At 70.8% G+C, this 15,559-nt stretch carries 14 protein-coding genes; 6 read left to right on the plus strand and 8 right to left on the minus strand.

Annotated features, from left to right (window positions below):
• Positions 1–34 precede the first annotated feature (34 nt).
• Positions 35–838 (minus strand): helix-turn-helix transcriptional regulator, encoded by an 804-nt coding sequence (locus tag ACFY3D_RS33620; RefSeq protein WP_350945146.1) that lies wholly within the window; start codon positions 836–838, stop codon positions 35–37.
• Between the two features lie 184 nt (positions 839–1,022).
• Here ACFY3D_RS33620 and ACFY3D_RS33625 point away from each other — a divergent pair, with 184 nt between their 5' ends.
• Together ACFY3D_RS33625 and ACFY3D_RS33630 are read left to right on the plus strand one after the other, a co-directional pair.
• Entirely contained in the window at positions 1,023–1,301 is a 279-nt protein-coding gene (locus ACFY3D_RS33625; protein ID WP_362512567.1) for a type II toxin-antitoxin system Phd/YefM family antitoxin, read from the plus strand.
• Positions 1,298–1,573, plus strand: coding sequence for a type II toxin-antitoxin system RelE/ParE family toxin (locus ACFY3D_RS33630; protein ID WP_389987138.1), 276 nt, complete (start codon positions 1,298–1,300; stop codon positions 1,571–1,573). The genes ACFY3D_RS33625 and ACFY3D_RS33630 overlap by 4 nt, the downstream gene beginning before the upstream one ends.
• 116 nt (positions 1,574–1,689) lie before the next feature.
• On the opposite strand, the gene secA2 is transcribed toward ACFY3D_RS33630, so the two are convergent.
• Both secA2 and ACFY3D_RS33640 read right to left on the minus strand, forming a co-directional pair.
• On the minus strand, positions 1,690–3,900 hold the full coding sequence (secA2, locus tag ACFY3D_RS33635; RefSeq protein WP_389987141.1) for an accessory Sec system translocase SecA2: 2,211 nt from the start codon (positions 3,898–3,900) through the stop codon (positions 1,690–1,692).
• Positions 3,901–4,253: 353 nt separating this feature from the next.
• Positions 4,254–5,375 carry a DMT family transporter gene (locus ACFY3D_RS33640; RefSeq protein ID WP_389987144.1) on the minus strand — a complete coding sequence of 374 codons (1,122 nt, stop codon included), beginning with the start codon at positions 5,373–5,375 and terminating at the stop codon, positions 4,254–4,256.
• Positions 5,376–5,820: 445 nt separating this feature from the next.
• On the opposite strand from ACFY3D_RS33640, the gene ACFY3D_RS33645 reads away from it, so the two are divergent.
• A complete protein-coding gene (locus ACFY3D_RS33645; RefSeq protein ID WP_362901754.1) occupies positions 5,821–6,186 on the plus strand; it encodes a VOC family protein in 366 nt (121 codons plus the stop codon).
• A 125-nt stretch (positions 6,187–6,311) separates the two neighbouring features.
• On the plus strand, positions 6,312–7,178 hold the full coding sequence (locus ACFY3D_RS33650; protein ID WP_389987147.1) for a DMT family transporter: 867 nt from the start codon (positions 6,312–6,314) through the stop codon (positions 7,176–7,178).
• 137 nt (positions 7,179–7,315) lie between these two features.
• Here the strand turns inward: ACFY3D_RS33650 and ACFY3D_RS33655 are convergent, their stop codons facing one another.
• The 3 genes from ACFY3D_RS33655 to ACFY3D_RS33665 all read right to left on the minus strand — a co-directional run bounded on the left by ACFY3D_RS33655 (position 7,316) and on the right by ACFY3D_RS33665 (position 11,347).
• Positions 7,316–9,565, minus strand: a complete 2,250-nt coding sequence (locus ACFY3D_RS33655; RefSeq protein ID WP_389987150.1) for a xanthine dehydrogenase family protein molybdopterin-binding subunit — start codon at positions 9,563–9,565, stop codon at positions 7,316–7,318.
• Positions 9,566–9,749: 184 nt separating this feature from the next.
• The gene (locus tag ACFY3D_RS33660; protein ID WP_389987153.1) at positions 9,750–10,727 is read right to left on the minus strand and encodes an FAD binding domain-containing protein; all 978 of its coding nucleotides are present in this window, start codon (positions 10,725–10,727) and stop codon (positions 9,750–9,752) included.
• Entirely contained in the window at positions 10,727–11,347 is a 621-nt protein-coding gene (locus ACFY3D_RS33665; protein ID WP_389987156.1) for a (2Fe-2S)-binding protein, read from the minus strand. Before ACFY3D_RS33665 ends, ACFY3D_RS33660 begins: the two co-directional genes overlap by 1 nt.
• Before the next feature lie 337 nt (positions 11,348–11,684).
• Between ACFY3D_RS33665 and ACFY3D_RS33670 the strand changes: the two genes are divergently transcribed.
• Positions 11,685–12,524, plus strand: coding sequence for a helix-turn-helix transcriptional regulator (locus ACFY3D_RS33670; protein ID WP_389987159.1), 840 nt, complete (start codon positions 11,685–11,687; stop codon positions 12,522–12,524).
• 27 nt (positions 12,525–12,551) lie between these two features.
• On the opposite strand, the gene ACFY3D_RS33675 is transcribed toward ACFY3D_RS33670, so the two are convergent.
• Positions 12,552–13,832 (minus strand): FAD-dependent monooxygenase, encoded by a 1,281-nt coding sequence (locus tag ACFY3D_RS33675; protein WP_389987162.1) that lies wholly within the window; start codon positions 13,830–13,832, stop codon positions 12,552–12,554.
• 73 nt (positions 13,833–13,905) lie between these two features.
• On the opposite strand from ACFY3D_RS33675, the gene ACFY3D_RS33680 reads away from it, so the two are divergent.
• Positions 13,906–14,484 carry a TetR/AcrR family transcriptional regulator gene (locus ACFY3D_RS33680; RefSeq protein WP_389987165.1) on the plus strand — a complete coding sequence of 193 codons (579 nt, stop codon included), beginning with the start codon at positions 13,906–13,908 and terminating at the stop codon, positions 14,482–14,484.
• Positions 14,485–14,665: 181 nt separating this feature from the next.
• Here ACFY3D_RS33680 and ACFY3D_RS33685 read toward each other — a convergent pair whose 3' ends face one another.
• A complete protein-coding gene (locus tag ACFY3D_RS33685; RefSeq protein ID WP_389987168.1) occupies positions 14,666–15,253 on the minus strand; it encodes a GNAT family N-acetyltransferase in 588 nt (195 codons plus the stop codon).
• Between the last annotated feature and the right edge of the window lie 306 nt (positions 15,254–15,559).

Consider the following 15,559-nt stretch of genomic DNA (forward strand, 5'->3'; position numbering starts at 1 on the left):
CGGCGTGGGGCACACGCCGCACCCCCGCCCTCGGTCAGTCGGGGTGGTGCTGGTGCTGCAGGTAGGCGGCGGTCTCGGGGTTGGCGGGGAAGTACGCCTCGATGGCGAGCTCGGCGACGGTGATGTCGAGTGGGGTGCCGAACGTGGCCATGGTGCTGAAGAAGGCGAGCTCCCGGTAGCCGCGGCGCAGCCGCAGGGGGATCACGATGTCACCGGGGCCGGGGCGGTCTATCTCCGGCTCCGGCTGGTCGCAGGGATAGTCGTCGAGCTCCTTCCAGAGCGCGGCGAGGTCGGGGTCGGCGGTGAGGCTCATCTGGCGGCGGAGCCGGTGCAGGAGGTGAGCTCGCCACTCGCCCAGGTTGATGATCCGCTGAGCCATGCCCTTGGGGTGCAGGCTCAGCCGCATCACGTTGACCGGGGGGACGAGCAGCTCCGGCGCGACCCCGCGCAGCAGCAGCCCGGTCGCGGCGTTGCGGTCGATGAGGTTCCAGTGCTGGTCGACGACGACCGCGGGGTACGGTTCGTGCCCGCTCAGCACCTGTCCCAGCGCCTCCCGTACGGACGCCATGTGCGGCGAGGTGAGCGGCGTCTCCGAGTAGAGCGGCGCGAAGCCGCCGGAGAGCAGCAGGTGGTTGCGCTCGCGAAGGGGGAGTTCCAGCTCCTCCGCGAGGCGCAGGATCATGTCCCTGCTCGGTTTGGACCTTCCGGTCTCCACGAAGCTCAGATGCCGGGTGGAGATGTCCGCCTGGATCGAGAGGTCCAGCTGGCTCATACGCCGGCGCTCCCGCCACTGGCGCAGGAGCTCACCTACCGGCCGGGACGCGCTGGTGGTGGTCATGAAGGTCACGATAACCGGGAGAGTGCGGTGAAACCATTACCGCGCGCGTAACGCACATCATGATGTCCAGGATCTGAAGCCGAGGCTGATTTTTCCTGAAGGAACCGGATCTGTGGTGGAACCGGACCATGGGAGGAACCGGACCGTCGGCCGCCTCGATCCCGAGATGGCTAGAATTATGTACATGACTGTTCTTCCGCTCGCGGATGCGAGAAACCGGCTCTCCGGCATCGTCGAGTCCGCGGTCAGAACCCACGAGCGATTCGAGATCACCCGTAACGGCCTGCCCGCCGCCGTGCTGCTCGCCGCCGACGACTACGAGACGATGCGCGAGATGATCGAGATTCTCGCCTCGACGGAGACGGTGGAGGCCATCCGCGAAGGACTCGCCGACCTGGAGGCGGGACGCGTCTCCTCCCCCGAGGAGGTGGAGGCCGAGCTCCGCCGGACCGGTCGTCTGTGAGCGGACGGTACGAACTCCGCCTCACCCGCCGCGCGAGGCAGGATCTCGCCGAGCGGCTACCGGCGAAGATCGTCCCAGCGGTCTGGGAGTTCATCACCGGCCCGCTTCTGGACAACCCGCGCAGGGTCGGCAAACCGCTCGACGAGCCCCTCGCCCCGCAGTGGTCGGCGCGCAGGGGCGACTACCGGGTGCTCTATCTGATCGACGACGGCACGATCGTGGTCCAAGTGATCACCATCCAGCACCGATCGGACGCCTACCGATCCCGCTGAGAGGTGACTTTTGTTGGTGTTCGCCCGGTCCCGGGTGTCCTTGCGGCATATGGACCCGACCTGCTCAGCGTCTGAAGGGCGGCCCTCAGCGGTGTGGAGGCCGCCCCGAGAAGGCGTCAGCGGTGGCGGACCTTGGTGGTGAGGCGGTTGAGGATGCGGTCCCACTCGGTGCCGAAGGGGTTGTCCTGGACGAGGTAGGTCCAGGTGGCGGTGGGACGCTTGAGGCCCGCGCCCTCGAGGTCGAGGCCGTCGGCGGTCACCGTCGCGGTCTCGAAGGTCTCGATCGAGCGTGACTCGATCTCGGCCAGCAGCCGCTGGTAGGCGGGGACGGCGTCCTTGTGGAACTCGTCGATCGGGTTGAGCCGCCCGAGGACCCGCAGGTGGATGCCCTCTCGCAGCTCTCCCAGGTAGGCCAGGTGGTCGGCCCAGCCGCGGTCGAGGTGGAAGAGCACGATCTGGCGGGCGGCCTCGTGCAGCACGTCCTCCTCGACGCTTTCGCGAAGCTCCGCCCACCGCTCGGGGGCCGCGGCGGCGAGGGCCTCACCGGCGACCCGCTCGCGCAGGACCCGGTCGCGGCGCTCCAGCAGCTGGCCGCGCTGGCGTTCGAGCAGGCGGGTGTAGCGCCAGGTGTTGCGGTGGATCTCCATGTTGACGCCCTCGGCGACCCGCTGGGCGTGGCCCACCAGGGAGTGCTCGGGCACGCCCTTGGCGTACTCGTCGGCGACGTAGTGGGCGATCAGTTCGTCCTCGCCGCTGACGTAGAAGACCGAGCCGCCGGGGTCGCCCTGGCGGCCCGCGCGCCCGCGGAGCTGGTCGTCCAGGCGGCTGCTGGTGTGGCGGCCCGAGCCGATGACGTACAGGCCGCCGAGCTCGTCGACGCCCTCGCCGAGGCGGATGTCGGTGCCGCGCCCGGCCATCTGGGTGGAGACGGTGAGCGCGCCGCGCTCCCCGGCGCGGGAGATGATGGCCGCCTCCTCGGCGTCGTTCTTGGCGTTGAGGACCACGCACTCCAGCCCGCGCCCGCTCAGGGTGAGCGCGAGGCGCTCGGACTCGGCCACGTCCATGGTGCCGATCAGGATCGGCCGTCCGGTGGCGTGCACCTCGACGATCTCCTCGACCAGCGCGAGGTCCTTCTCCATCCGGTACTCGAAGAGCCGGTCGGGCTCGTCGGTGCGCACGCACGGCCGGTTGGAGGGGATCACGGCCACCTTGAGGTCGTAGAACTCCCGCAGCTGGTCGCCGACCGCGACCGCGGTGCCGGTCATGCCGCACTTCTCCGGATAGCGGGTGATCAGCGCCTGGACGGTGATCGAGTCGAGGATCTCACCGGTCTCCGAGGGCGAGAGCGCCTCTTTGGCCTCCACCGCCGCCTGCAGTCCGTCGGGCCAGCGCTGCAGCAGCGCGACCCGGCCCCGCGAGGGGTTGATGAGGTGCACCTTGCCGTCGCGGACGATGTAGTCGACGTCCTTGGTCAGCAGGGCGTGCGCGTGCAGGGCGAGGTTCACCTCGGTCAGCGTGGCCGGGGTGTCGTAGAGGTCGAGGCCGAGCGCCTGCTCGACGGTGTCGATGCCCTTGCTCGTGAGGTGGACGTTGCGCGCCTGGTCGTCGAGCTCGTAGTGGTAGCCCTTGACCAGCTGCCTGACCAGCACGGCCATCTCCGGAACCGCGTCGCCGGGGTCGGCGGCACCGGCGAGCACCAGCGGCACCCGGGCCTCGTCGACGAGCACGGAGTCGGCCTCGTCGATCACCGCCACGGCCGGCGCGGGCACGATCAGGTCGTTCACGGAGGTGCTCAGCCGGTCGCGCAGCACGTCGAAACCGATCTCGCTCACCGAGCCGTACGTCACGTCCGCCGCGTAGGCCGCCCGGCGTTCGGCGGGCGTGGAGTTCTGCCCGATCCAGCCGCTGGAGACGCCGAGCGCCTCGTACAGCGGGCCCATCCACTCGGCGTCACGCTGGGCCAGGTAGTCGTTGACCGAGATGACGTGGACGCGCTTGCCCTGCAGGGCGTATCCGGCGGCGGCCATCGCACCGGACAGGGTCTTGCCCTCGCCGGTCGCCATCTCCGCGACGTTTCCCGACAGCATCGCCAGCATGCCGACCAGCTGCACGTCGTAGGGGCGCAGGTCGAGCGTACGGCGCGCGGCCTCCCGCACGATCGCGCAGAACTCGGGGAGGTCGTCGACCGAGGGCGCGGGCAACTCGTCGAGCGCGCGGATCCGCTCCTCGCGGGTCCCCGCCTCGGCGACGACCCGCTCGAACTTCGAGAGGTCGATGGTGCCGGGGCGTTCCAGGAAACGCCGGAAGAGCTGGGTAATCGAGGCCACGTTCCCTCCAACGCCCGGTTCCGGGCTCGCGTTCCGTCTCTTCGCACATTGTGGTGCAAAGATCGGCCGTTCAGGATCGCGGTGCGTCCACCAAACGTTCGGGGCACCGGCGACTTGTCACGCTTTGGCATGATAAGTCGGACGTGATTTTAGCCAATACGCCCCAATAAAAGGCGAGCCTTTCGGGTGACCCGGGGTGCAGGGGCCCGGGGGCCGGGTGGCCGCGAGGGGCCCATGCGGATTCGTCAGGATGACCTGGGGCGTCGCGAGGTCTCCCACGGATCTGTCGGGACGGCCCGGGGCGCCGCGAGGGTCCCCGTACGAATTCCTCGTACGGGGACCCTCACCGACCTTTACGCGGCCACACCGACGCGATCACCCCTCTCCTTCAGGGCGAGCAGGGCGACCGCGCCGAGCAGCAGGGCGCTCCCGCACGCCGCCGCCGGAGTGAGCCGCTCGCCGAGCAGCAGGATCCCCAGGATCGCCGCGCCCACCGGCTCCACAAGGGAGATCACGGCGGCCGTCGTGGCGCGTACCGCGACGAGACCGGTGAAGAAGAGCCCGTAGGCCAGGGCCGTCGGGACCGTACCCAGGTAGACGACGACCGCCCAGGAGGCGAGTGGGTCACCCGAGGGCAGCAGCCCCTGGGCGAGCGCGACGGGAAGCAGACAGAGCCCGCCGACGACGAAGCCACCCATCGCGGTGACGTACGGCTCGTCGGTGGAGGCCCGGTTGAGCAGGGTCACCCCCGCGTACCCGGCCGCCGACAGCAGCGCCCAGCCGATACCGGCTGCGGAGAACGTCGCCGACCCGCCGTCGAGCGTGAGCATGGCCAGGCCGGTCAGGGCGATCGCGACCGCGCCCAGTCCCGTGGCGCTCAGACGTTCGCCCAGCAGCAGAAACCCGCCCGCGGCCACCAGGACGGGGGTGGCGCCTATCGTGACCACGGTCGCCACGGCCAGGCCCGATTCGGCGATCGCCGCGAAGTAGGCCGTCTGGTAGACGGCCATCGCCACGCCGGTGACCAGGATCCGCCGGAGCATCGAACCCCGCCGGGCGGGACGGGCCCGCCGAAGGACGGAGAACGGTCCGGTACGTCGGGTTTCTTGGGCGGCCGGGTTCCATCGGGTGGGACGGTCTCGCCGGTCGGTGATGAGCGGTTCGGCGGGACGGTTCCGCGGGGTGGTGGCGAGCGGTTCGGTGTGTCGGGTTTTTCCGGGGGTCCGGTTCCACCGGGTGGGACGGTTTCGCCGGATGGTGGTGGACGTTTCGGCGGTCCCGGGCCTGCCGAGGCCGAACAGGAACCTGGCCAGCAGGAGCACGGCCGCTCCGGCGGCGAATCGCCAGAAGGAGACGGCGACGGGGCCGAGCCCGCCCGTCTGGTGGAGCAGCGCGCCGGCCGCGCCGCCGGTGCCCCAGGCGGTCGCCGCGATGGACACGTACAGCAGGCCCCGCCGTACGGAGACATGCGTCATGGAGATCTCTCCAGATGAGGTGGTCGTCGTCAGGTCGCACGTATGCGGACGGCAAGCACCCACCGGACCACTCGGGTCCGGTCGTCAGAAGAGAAGGGCCGCCCGCTAGAGGGCGGGGGGCGGGGAAATGATCGGAAGCACGGGGTAACCCTAGCCAGGTGCCCTGCACGGCGGCCATCGCTTATGGGCCGCTGCCTTTCACGAAGGTCACTGCTCACGGGACAGGTGCCCTTTGCGAGGGTCTCACTCGTGGGACAGGCGCCCCTCGCGGCGGCGACCGCTCACGGGCCGGGCGCCTGTCATGGCGGGCATCACCTGTGGACCGGATCCTCTTCGCAGCGTTCCCCGCTTACGGATCAGGTGCCCTCACGGCGGTCACCACACGGATGGAGATGTCCCGGCAAACGTGACAGCGGTTGACAGGTATGGGCGAGACGATCGCTCCATGACCGCAAAAGCGCAATTCATCGCCGTGACCATCGACTGTGCCGAGCCCAGGCGGCTCGCCGAGTTCTACGCGGCCGTCTTCGGTTACGAGGTTCAGTACGCGGAGGACACCTACGCCGGCATCGGCGACGGCACGATGAGCATCTACTTCCAGCAGAATCTCGACCGCAAGCCGTCCACGTGGCCCGGCCCCGACAAGCAGTTCCACCTGGACGTCCGCGTCTCCGACCTGGAGGAGGCCGTCAGGGACTATCTGGAACTCGGAGCGACCCGTCCCGACTTCCAGCCGGGCGAGGGAAAGTGGGTCGTGCTCGCCGACCCCGAGGGGCACCTGTTCTGCGTCTGCCCGCCGAGCGGTCAGTGACCACCACAGACAGGGTCTCGTGCAAATCGGCGAAATTCCCTACCCGTTCGCCGGGCGCTCTAAGCTTGCGGGATGACCCGTGATTCGCTTCTTTTTGGATGCCTTGTCCGTTATGTGGGGTGGCGATGACCTGGGTCGGGATATCCATCGCCCTGGTCGGGGCGCTGGGCTACGCCCTGGGGGCCGCGCTCCAGCAGTTCGAGGCGGTCTCCGAGGGCGCCTCGCTGAAACTGATGAGGCGGCCCCGCTGGTGGATCGGCGGCATCGTCGGTTTCACCGGGGCATCCCTGCACGCCGTCGCCCTCAGCTTCGCGCCGCTCATCACGGTGCAGCCGATCAGCGTGCTGACGCTGGTGTTCGCGGTACCGCTGGCGGCGATGCTGCACGGCAGACGCCCGCACAGGGCGGAGCTCGTCGGTTCGGCCGCGGTGGCCGTCGGACTGCTCGGACTGCTGTTGCTGGTCCCCGTGCACCCGGTGAAGCCGCACATGACGAACTCGGAGGCGCTGGGCTTCCTCGGCTGCGTCGGGCTGGTCGTGCTCGTGACCCATCTGGTGGGGCGGAGGATGACCGGCCAGGCCCACGCGCTCGTGCTGTCGGTCGCCGCGGGCGCCGTGACGGCGAGCGTCTCCACCTTCGTACGGGTGGTGGGCGGCGGTTTCGACGGTGACCTGCGCACGCTGCTCAACTGGTTCACGGTCGCCATCCCCGTGCTGCTCGTCTGCGCGGTCGTGCTGCTGCAGAAGACCTACGAGGTGGGCTACTTCGGCATGTCCTACGCCGCGGTCCAGATCGTCGACCCGATCGTCTCCATCCTCGCGGGGGCGCTCCTGCTCGACGAGGCGGTGCCCAGCGGCTGGCTGAACGTGATCCCCGCCCTTCTCGCCGCCGCGCTGCTCGTCTGGGGGACGATCACCCTGGGGCGGCTCTCCCCCGACCGGGGGGTTCCCGCCGCGGTGCGCGAGAAGGCGAGCGTCGCCCAGATGAGCTGATCCGGTATCTCACGCCGTCGGCGGCGCCCCGGGGCGCCGCCGGGGGTGTCGTCGGCGGCGTTGTCGTCGTACGGGCGTCGGGCCCCAGCGCCGCTCCGACCGTCCGGGCCAGGTCGCCGAGTATCCGGAGCGGGTCTCTACAACAGCTTGTCGAGGGTGATGGGGACGTCGCGTACCCGGATGCCGGTGGCGTTGAAGACGGCGTTGCCGACCGCGGCGGCCGAACCGACGTTGCCGATCTCCCCGAGGCCGCGGGCGCCGAGACTTCTGGTCCCGACCTCCCCGCCGTCGCCGAGCGGCCCGGTGAGGACCGGGTCGGGCCGGTCGAGCAGATGCACGTCGATGTCGGGGATGTCGGCGTTCACCGGCACCAGGTAGTCGGCGAGAGTGCTGCCGGCCAGGCGCCCGGTGTCGAGTTCCAGCGGGTTCTCCTCCAGCAGGGCGTACCCGATACCGAAGATGACGCCACCGACGAGCTGGCTCCGGGCAGCCCTGGCGTTGATGACGCGACCGACGTCCGCGACCGTCGTGAACCGGGTGACGCGGGTCTCGCCGGTGAACCGGTTGACCTTCACCTCGCAGAAGTGGGCGCCGAAGCTGTGGTACGAGTACCCGGCGGGAGCGCCGGCGGGCGCGGAGGCGGTGGCGTCGACGCCTCGCGATCCGATGACGGTGAGCAGGCGGCCGAAGGACATCGAGCGTCCCCGCGAGTGCAGGCGCCCGTCCTCGTAGCGCAGGTCCTCGGCGTTCGCTCCGTGCCACGGCGACCGGGGATCGGTCACCGCGAGCTGCTTGAGCGCGGCGATCGTGTCGCGGGCGGCGTCCACGATCAACGGCACGGTGGAGTGCGTGGCACTGGATCCCACAGCGGGTGCTCCCTGGGGGAGCACCGTGTCACCGATCTCGGGCGTCACCCGCTTCAGGGGGATCCCCAGGGCGTCGGCGCCGGCGATCGCCACCATGGTCCACCCGCCGGTGCCCAGGTCCGAGGTCGCGGTCGACACCACCGCGGTGTCGTCGTCGAGCAGCCGGATCCGGACGCTCGCGGGGTGGCGGGTCGCCGGGTACACGGCGCTGGCCATGCCGGCGCCGATCAGCCACTGCCCGTCGACGCGCGCGCGAGGCGTGGCGTGGCGGCGGGACCAGCCGAAACGCCTGGCACCGACGCGGTAGCACTTGTCGAGGTGCTTGCTCGACCACGGCAGGCCCGTGACGGGACTGACGGCGGTGTAGTTGCGCAGCCGCAACTCGACCGGGTCGACACCGGTGGCGACCGCCAACTCGTCCATCGCCGTCTCCAGCGCGAACGCCCCCGGGGCCTCGTTGGGTGCCCGCATCGCCCGGCTGCCGGGCAGGTCGAGGATGACCATCCGCGGATTGGTGCGCAGGTTCGGCGTGCGGTAGAGCGTGTCCGAGGTGGCGTGGGCCGGGGTCAGGTTGAAGCCGACGACGGCCGGCGTCTCGACGTCACTCTCGTGGCTGACGGCGTTGAGGACCCCGTCGCGAGAGGCGCCCAGCTTGACGGTCTGGGTGAGGTGCGAGCGGTGACCGGTCAGGGTGAACACCTGTTCCCTGGTGAGAACGAGCTTGACGGGTCGGCCCACCTCGCGGGCCGCCACGGCGGCGAGGGGAGCGTCGCTCCACAGGACGACCCGGGCGCCGAAGCCGCCGCCGACGTACTTCGTGATCAGACGAACCTGCTGCGGGAGGACACCGAGCCGCTGGGACATCCCGAGCGCGTACGCCGGCGGAATCTGCGCGCCGGAGTAGACGGTCACCACGTCGCCCTCCCAGACGGCGAGGGTGGCATGGGGTTCCATCGCGACGTGATGCTGCACCGGCTGGTGGAACTCGGCCTCCACGACGACGTCGCCGGCGGCGAGTGCCGCGTCGATCGACTCGACGCCGGGGGCGAGGATCGTGATGTCGCCCGAAGTCCCGCTGACCGTGGGACCGGACGGCACGCGGGGTTCGTCCGCGAGGGAGGTGCGCGGCGGCTGCGCGGCGTAGGTCGCGGTGACCAGCGCCGCGGCGTCGCGCGCCTGCTCGACGCTCTCGGCGACGACCATGGCGATGATCTGTCCGTGGAAGCGCACGTCCGCGTCCTGCAGGGGGGCGTAGTTCTCGACGAAGTTGCGAAACTGGGGCGCGACCGGGTACAGCCGCAGGCGCGGGTCCGGCGCGGCGTACACGCGCAGGACTCCGGGAGAGGCCAGCGCGGCCGCGGTGTCGATCCGGGTTACGGTGCCCTTCCCGATCGTGCTGGTGACGACGTGGGCGTACACCATGCCGGGGGCACGGTAGTCGGCCGAGTACCGGGCGGCGCCGGTGACTTTCAGTCGGCCGTCGACGCGGTCCGTCTCGCGTCCGACGGGGGAATACGTCATCGTGGCTCCCGATGGTTGACGAAGGCTTCCGGTCGTGCGTCATGACCTCGTGGCCGGCCACGGGGGCGTGACGCACGGACCCCCGGGCCGTCCGGATGGTGTCCGCCCGCGGGGCACCGCGGCGGTGGGTGGGTGCCCCGGCGCCGCCGTGCGGGTGGGCGACGACGGGGACGACGGGCCGGTGTCATCGGCGCTCACGCAGGACCGTCAGGGCCCGGACCAGCGTGCGTCGCAGCAGTGCGGGCTTGAACGCGTTGTGCGTCAGCGGCCGGGCGCCGTCCGCGGCGTTGGCCACCGCCGACTCGAATGTCTCGGCGGTGGCGGGCCGGCCGGTCAGCGCCTGTTCGACCGTGGTCAGGCGCCATGGTCTGGTCCCCACCCCGCCGGCGGCGATCCTGGCCTGCTTGACGGTGTCGCGGTGCAGTTCGAGCGCGACGGCCGCCGAGGTGAGGGCGAACTCGTACGACTGCCGGTCGCGGACCTTCACGTAGACGGAGTGCTCGGCCCACGGTGAGCGAGGGACGGAGACGCCGGTGACGAGCTCGCCGGGTCGCAGCACGTTCTCGACGTGGGGTGTGGTGCCGGGCAGGGTGTAGAACGCGTCGAGCGGCACGGTACGCGTGCCCTGTGCCGAGGTCAGACGCACCACCGCGCTCAGCGCCACCAGCGCGACGGCCAGATCGCTGGGGTGGGTCGCCACACAGGCGTCGCTGGTGCCGAGAATCGCGTGGCCGCGGTTCACCCCGGTCAGTGCCGAGCAGCCGCTGCCGGGCTCCCGCTTGTTGCAGGCGGTGGTGACGTCCCGGAAGTAGCCGCAGCGGGTGCGCTGCAGCAGGTTCCCGCCGATGCTCGCCATGTTGCGCAGCTGGGCGGAGGCGCTCAGCTCCAGCGCCTGCGCGATCATCGGATAGTGCCGGCGCACGGTACGGTCGGTGGCGACGTCGCTCATCCGTTCGAGCGCGCCGATGTGCAGCCCGTCGCGGTCAAGGGTGACGCCGTGCAACGGAAGCCGGTTGATGTCCACGACGCGGGCAGGGGCCATCACGTCGAGCTTCATCAGGTCGACGAGGGTCGTGCCGCCGGCCAGGAACGCGGTGTCCTGACCGGCGTCCTGGAGGGCCTCGCGTACCGAGCGCGCCCGGGTGAAGGCGAAGGACCGCATCAGCGCATCACCTTCTGCGCGTCGCGGATCGCCGCGACGATGAACGGATAGGCACTGCACCGGCAGATGTTGCCCGACATGCGTTCACGGATCTCGTCATCGGAGCTCGCGCGGCCCTCATCGACCATCGCGACCGCCGACATGATCTGCCCGGGAGTGCAGAATCCGCACTGCAGCCCGTCGAGCTCGATGAAGCTCTGCTGCATCGGATGCAGCCGGTCGCCCTTCGCGAGACCCTCGATCGTGGTCACCGCGCGCTCGTCGGTCGCGGCGGCCAGGGTGAGGCAGGAGAGCACGCGCCGGCCGTCGACGTGCACGGTGCACGCCCCGCACTGGCCCCGGTCGCAGCCCTTCTTCGTTCCGGTGAGCTCCAGCCGTTCGCGGAGCGTGTCGAGCAGGGTGGCCCTCGGGTCGACCCGCATCGTGACCGGACTGCCGTTGACCTTGAGCCCCACGGTCACGAGACCGTCGCTCCCCGAGGCGGGAGCCGGTGCCGCCGACGCCGCTGTCGCCGCTGTCGCCAGCAGCGGCGTCACCGCCGCGGCGGCGAGGCCGCTACCCAGGAAATTTCTTCGGGACACCTCCGGCCCGCCGGGGCCCGCGTTGTCGTCGGAATTCATCGGCTCTCTCCTCCGGGTCTGATGGCAAGGTCGGGCAGGGGGCGGTGCGGCAGTCGTCGGATCCGGTGGCTCGTCGGCCGGGGCCGATCAGCCGCGGACCCGGGCGTGCGGCCTGCCCGATGAGCGGGGCACGGCCCGCCGGATCGTGGTGATCGTGGACTCGGGCCCCGCTCGGGCCGTGGCATCGATCCTCGGTGGATCGCCCGGCCGTATCCAGGACCTCCCGATCACAGGCTCGCCAGGGCACCGCTCCGCCCTGAGGGGGGGATCGGTGGGCCGTGGATACCGCCGCCCGCAGACGGTAGAAACGGGGCAGTACCCGAGAAGGAGGAGCGTCGTGATCGATCGCAGCGGACTGGCGGAGTTCCTCCGCAATCGCCGACAGGCACTGCAACCCGAGGACGTCGGCCTCCCGCGCGGGCCGCGGCGCAGGACGAACGGGCTACGACGCGAGGAGGTCGCGTCGCTGTGTCACATGTCGGTCGACTACTACTCCCGCCTGGAGCGGGAACGCGGTCCGCAGCCGTCGCCCATGATGCTCGCCTCGATCGCCCAGGGGCTGCACATGTCGCTCGACGAACGCGACCACCTGTTCCGCCTCGCCGGGCACAACCCCCCGGCCAGGGGAGCGTCCACCGAGCACATCAGCCCCGGCCTGCAGCGGGTGCTCGACCGCCTGGACGACACACCCGCCGAGATCGTCACCGAGCTCGGCGAGACCCTGCGGCAGAGCCCGATGGGCGTCGCGCTCACCGGGGACACGACCCGATACACCGGGCCCGCCCGCAGCGCGGGATACCGGTGGTTCACCGATCCGGCCGTCCGCCGGCTCTACGCGCCGGAAGAACATCCGTTCCTCACCCGGATGTACGCCTCTGGACTGCGCGAGCTCGTCACCCTCCGCGGCCCCGGATCCCGGGCCGCGCACCTCGCCGACCTGCTCCTGGGCAGCAACGAGGAGTTCCGGCGCGTGTGGGACGCCCACGAGATCGGGGTACGCCCCCACGAGGTCAAGCACTTCGTCCACCCCGAGGTCGGAGCCCTGGAACTGACCTGCCAGAAACTGGTCGACCCGGGTCAGGCCCACTCGCTGCTCGTCTACACCGCCACACCCGGCAGCGAGAGTTACGAGAAGCTGCAGATGCTGTCCGTCATCGGAGACCAGGCGTTCCGCTGAGACCCCGGAGACACCCGCACGCGGCGGTCACGCGGAGGGGGGTGTCCAGCCGAACACCTCGTCCATCGGGCCGTTCACACTTGAGGGGGCGAGCCGCCAGCTGAGCGCCGTCATCGCGTCGCGCAGCCGCACGGCGAGCGGGCCGTGTATCCGGGTGACGCGGCAGATCGCGGCGGACCTGGCCACGATCCTGGACGTACGCTCAAGCCGCGCGGCGGTGTAACCGGCCAAGGGGTCGCCTCCGCCGCTCCCACCGGTGGCTCTGTCGTTTCCGGCGTATGCTCCACGACCCTTGCCCGTCGGCCCGGCGCTCCCGCCCGTCGCCTCGCGGCTCTCGCCCACAGGTACGGCACTCGCGCCGCTCGCTCCGGTGAACCCCTCGCCGTCGCCGACCACGTGGGCCAGCACCACCGCGTCCTCGATCGCCTGACAGGCGCCCTGACCCAGGTTGGGGGTCATGGCGTGCGCGGCGTCGCCCAGCAGGGCGACCCTGCCCCGGTGCATGGCGGGCAGGGGGGTGGCGAGGTAGCGGATGTCGTTTCTCAGGACCTTCTCCGGTGAGGCCGCGGCGAGCAGCTCGGGGATCGGGGAGTGCCAGTCGCCGAACAGCCGTCGCAGCTCGGCCAGCTGGTCTCCGCCACCGCCGCCCGCGGGGACGGTGTCGGTGGCGTAACAGTAGGACGTGCCGCCTGCCAGCGGCATCACGCCGAAGACCCTGCCGCGCCCCCAGCTCTCGTACGCCTCGCCCGGGGCGCCCTCGGCGGGGATGAGCACCCGCCAGCTGGTGACGCCCGCGTAGCGAGGGGCCGGGTGGCCGGGAAACAGCGCCGACCTGACGGCGGAGTGGATGCCGTCGGCCGCCACCACCAGGTCCGCCTCCACCGGCCCGTCGGGGAGGGTCACCACGCCGTTCTCCGCGTCGACCCCCGAGACCTTGGCGTTCAGCCGGACCGTGCCGGGGGTGAGGTGGGAGAAGAGCATGTCGATCAGGTCCGCGCGGCGCAGCAGCACCACGGAGTCGCCGCCGTTGCGCGCGGAGGCGGCCTCCGCGCTCGTCTTCACCAGCCACCTGCCGTCGGAGCGCCGGATGCCGCCGCTGCCCTGGACCACCGACAGCCCGCGGATCTCGTCACCGGCCCCGAACGTGTCGAGCGCCTTGAGCGCGTTGGCGGCGACGGCCAGTCCCGAGCCGACCGGCTCCAGGGCCGCCGCCCGCTCGAACACCGTCACGTCCCAGCCCCGCCGCTGCAACGCCACCGCCGCCGCCAGCCCGCCAATGCCCGCTCCGACGACCGTCGCACGTGCCATGACCTTCTCCTTTACTACGAATGTAGTGAACATTACTACGCCTGTAGTTGGACTACAAATGTAGTATCGAAAGGTGAAGTCCCAGCGTGCCGAGCTTGTCGCCGATACCGCCATCGATCTGCTCGCCGACCGTGGAATGCGCGGCCTGACCCATCGAGCCGTGGACGAGGCGGCGGGACTGCCGCCGGGATCGACCTCCAACCTGGCCCGCACCCGGTCCGCGCTCCTGGAGCTGACCCTCGCGCGCCTCACCCAGCTGGAGTCCACCGCGTTCGCGGCGGCCCCCGCCCCCCCGGGGGCGGACATGGTCGAAGCCCTCGCCGAGATGACGGCCCAGGCGCTCTGGACACAGCTGACGGTCGGCCGCCGGCAGACGATCGCCCGCTACGAGCTGGCCTTCGAGGCCAACCGCAGACCGGAGCTGCGCACGATCTACGACAGGGCCGGTGAGCGCTTCCGCGACCTCGCGGTCGCCGTCCTCTCCGCCGCGGGGTCGTCCGACCCGGTACGGCACGGGCGCCAGTTCGTCGCCTTCGGCGAGGGGGTGATGTTCGACGCCCTCATCGGCGCCGGAGCCGAACCGGCCCTGGACGACCTCCGGCTGGGGATCGGGGAATTCCTGCGCGGCATGCTCGGCGAGGGAGCCTCATAGGCGCGGAGCCTCGGCGGAGTCCCACGGGTCGCGGAGCCCTACAGGACTCCGTTGTCCGATGCTGCCCGATTCGATGCCGATCTCCGTGACCTCGCGTGTCCGGCCCCGGATGACGACGCCGGACGTCGGCGACCGTCATCGGGCGACGAGGTCCCACAGGTCGCGGGACGCGGGGCGCGGTTCAGCGGGACAGGCCGGTGAGGCGGGCGCGGTGGGCGGGCCACTCGTCGTCGAGGATGCTGAAGTAGGCGGTGTCGCGCCAGGTGCCGTCGGTGCGACGGCGCTGGCGGCGCAGGACGCCCTCGGGGACGCCGCCGATGCGCATGATCGCGTTCTGCGAGCGGACGTTCAGGTTGTCGGTCTTGAGCTGGACCCGGTTCACGCCCAGCTTGTCGAAGGCGTGGTCGATCAGCAGCACCTTGCACTCGGTGTTCACCGCGGAGCGCCACACCGACCTGCCGTACCAGGTCCAGCCGATCTCGATGCTGTCGGCGTACCCGGGGGTGTCGATATAGGTGGTCCAGCCGACCGCGCGGCCGGTCTCCCGCAGGATCACCGCGAACGGCACGTGGTCCGGCGTCCCGGCCAGCCGCACGGCGATCTCCGCCAGTGCGGCCTCGGTGCGCGGGGTCGGGGCGGGCATCCAGCGCCACACCTCGTCGTCACCGCCACCGGCCAGGAACAGGTCGGGCACGTGGTCGCCGGTCAGCGGCTCCAGTCGTACGTTCTCGCCTTCGAGGGTGACGGGCGCGGGCATCTTCGCGGTCATGGGGACGACCCTAGAACCCACAGTGGACCTGTCCGAAGGTCCACTCAGGGGGTGTTTCCGGGGACCACTCCGCGCTCGAACTGCCCGAGCCTGTGGCCCGCCGCCGCCTCCACGCATCGCATACTGGATCCAGGATCCGGACACTGTTCGACGGGCGTGGATGCGGCGTCGGCCGGAGACCTGCGATGTCCCCGACGAGCATGGTCGGCCCATCCATTTGCTTCTTTCACCATGACATGGGCATTCCGCGCGTTTCAGCTGACATTTACGTGGTTTTGGTGGTGAGTCTCCCCAGGAGCGGTAAGG

It is taken from the genome of Streptosporangium sp. NPDC000509, assembly GCF_042898365.1.
Taxonomy (GTDB): Bacteria; Actinomycetota; Actinomycetes; order Streptosporangiales; family Streptosporangiaceae; genus Streptosporangium.

Bases quoted from the DNA above. Each gene is read 5' to 3' on its own strand.
- ACFY3D_RS33675 (WP_389987162.1), bottom strand. From the start codon at position 13,832: ATGGCACGTGCGACGGTCGTCGGAGCGGGCATTGGCGGGCTGGCGGCG.
- ACFY3D_RS33655 (WP_389987150.1), bottom strand. From the start codon at position 9,565: ATGACGTATTCCCCCGTCGGACGCGAGACGGACCGCGTCGACGGCCGA.
- ACFY3D_RS33640 (WP_389987144.1), bottom strand. From the start codon at position 5,375: ATGACGCATGTCTCCGTACGGCGGGGCCTGCTGTACGTGTCCATCGCG.
- ACFY3D_RS33645 (WP_362901754.1), top strand. From the start codon at position 5,821: ATGACCGCAAAAGCGCAATTCATCGCCGTGACCATCGACTGTGCCGAG.
- ACFY3D_RS33665 (WP_389987156.1), bottom strand. From the start codon at position 11,347: ATGAATTCCGACGACAACGCGGGCCCCGGCGGGCCGGAGGTGTCCCGA.
- ACFY3D_RS33650 (WP_389987147.1), top strand. From the start codon at position 6,312: ATGACCTGGGTCGGGATATCCATCGCCCTGGTCGGGGCGCTGGGCTAC.
- ACFY3D_RS33660 (WP_389987153.1), bottom strand. From the start codon at position 10,727: ATGCGGTCCTTCGCCTTCACCCGGGCGCGCTCGGTACGCGAGGCCCTC.
- ACFY3D_RS33620 (WP_350945146.1), bottom strand. From the start codon at position 838: ATGACCACCACCAGCGCGTCCCGGCCGGTAGGTGAGCTCCTGCGCCAG.
- ACFY3D_RS33625 (WP_362512567.1), top strand. From the start codon at position 1,023: ATGACTGTTCTTCCGCTCGCGGATGCGAGAAACCGGCTCTCCGGCATC.
- ACFY3D_RS33685 (WP_389987168.1), bottom strand. From the start codon at position 15,253: ATGACCGCGAAGATGCCCGCGCCCGTCACCCTCGAAGGCGAGAACGTA.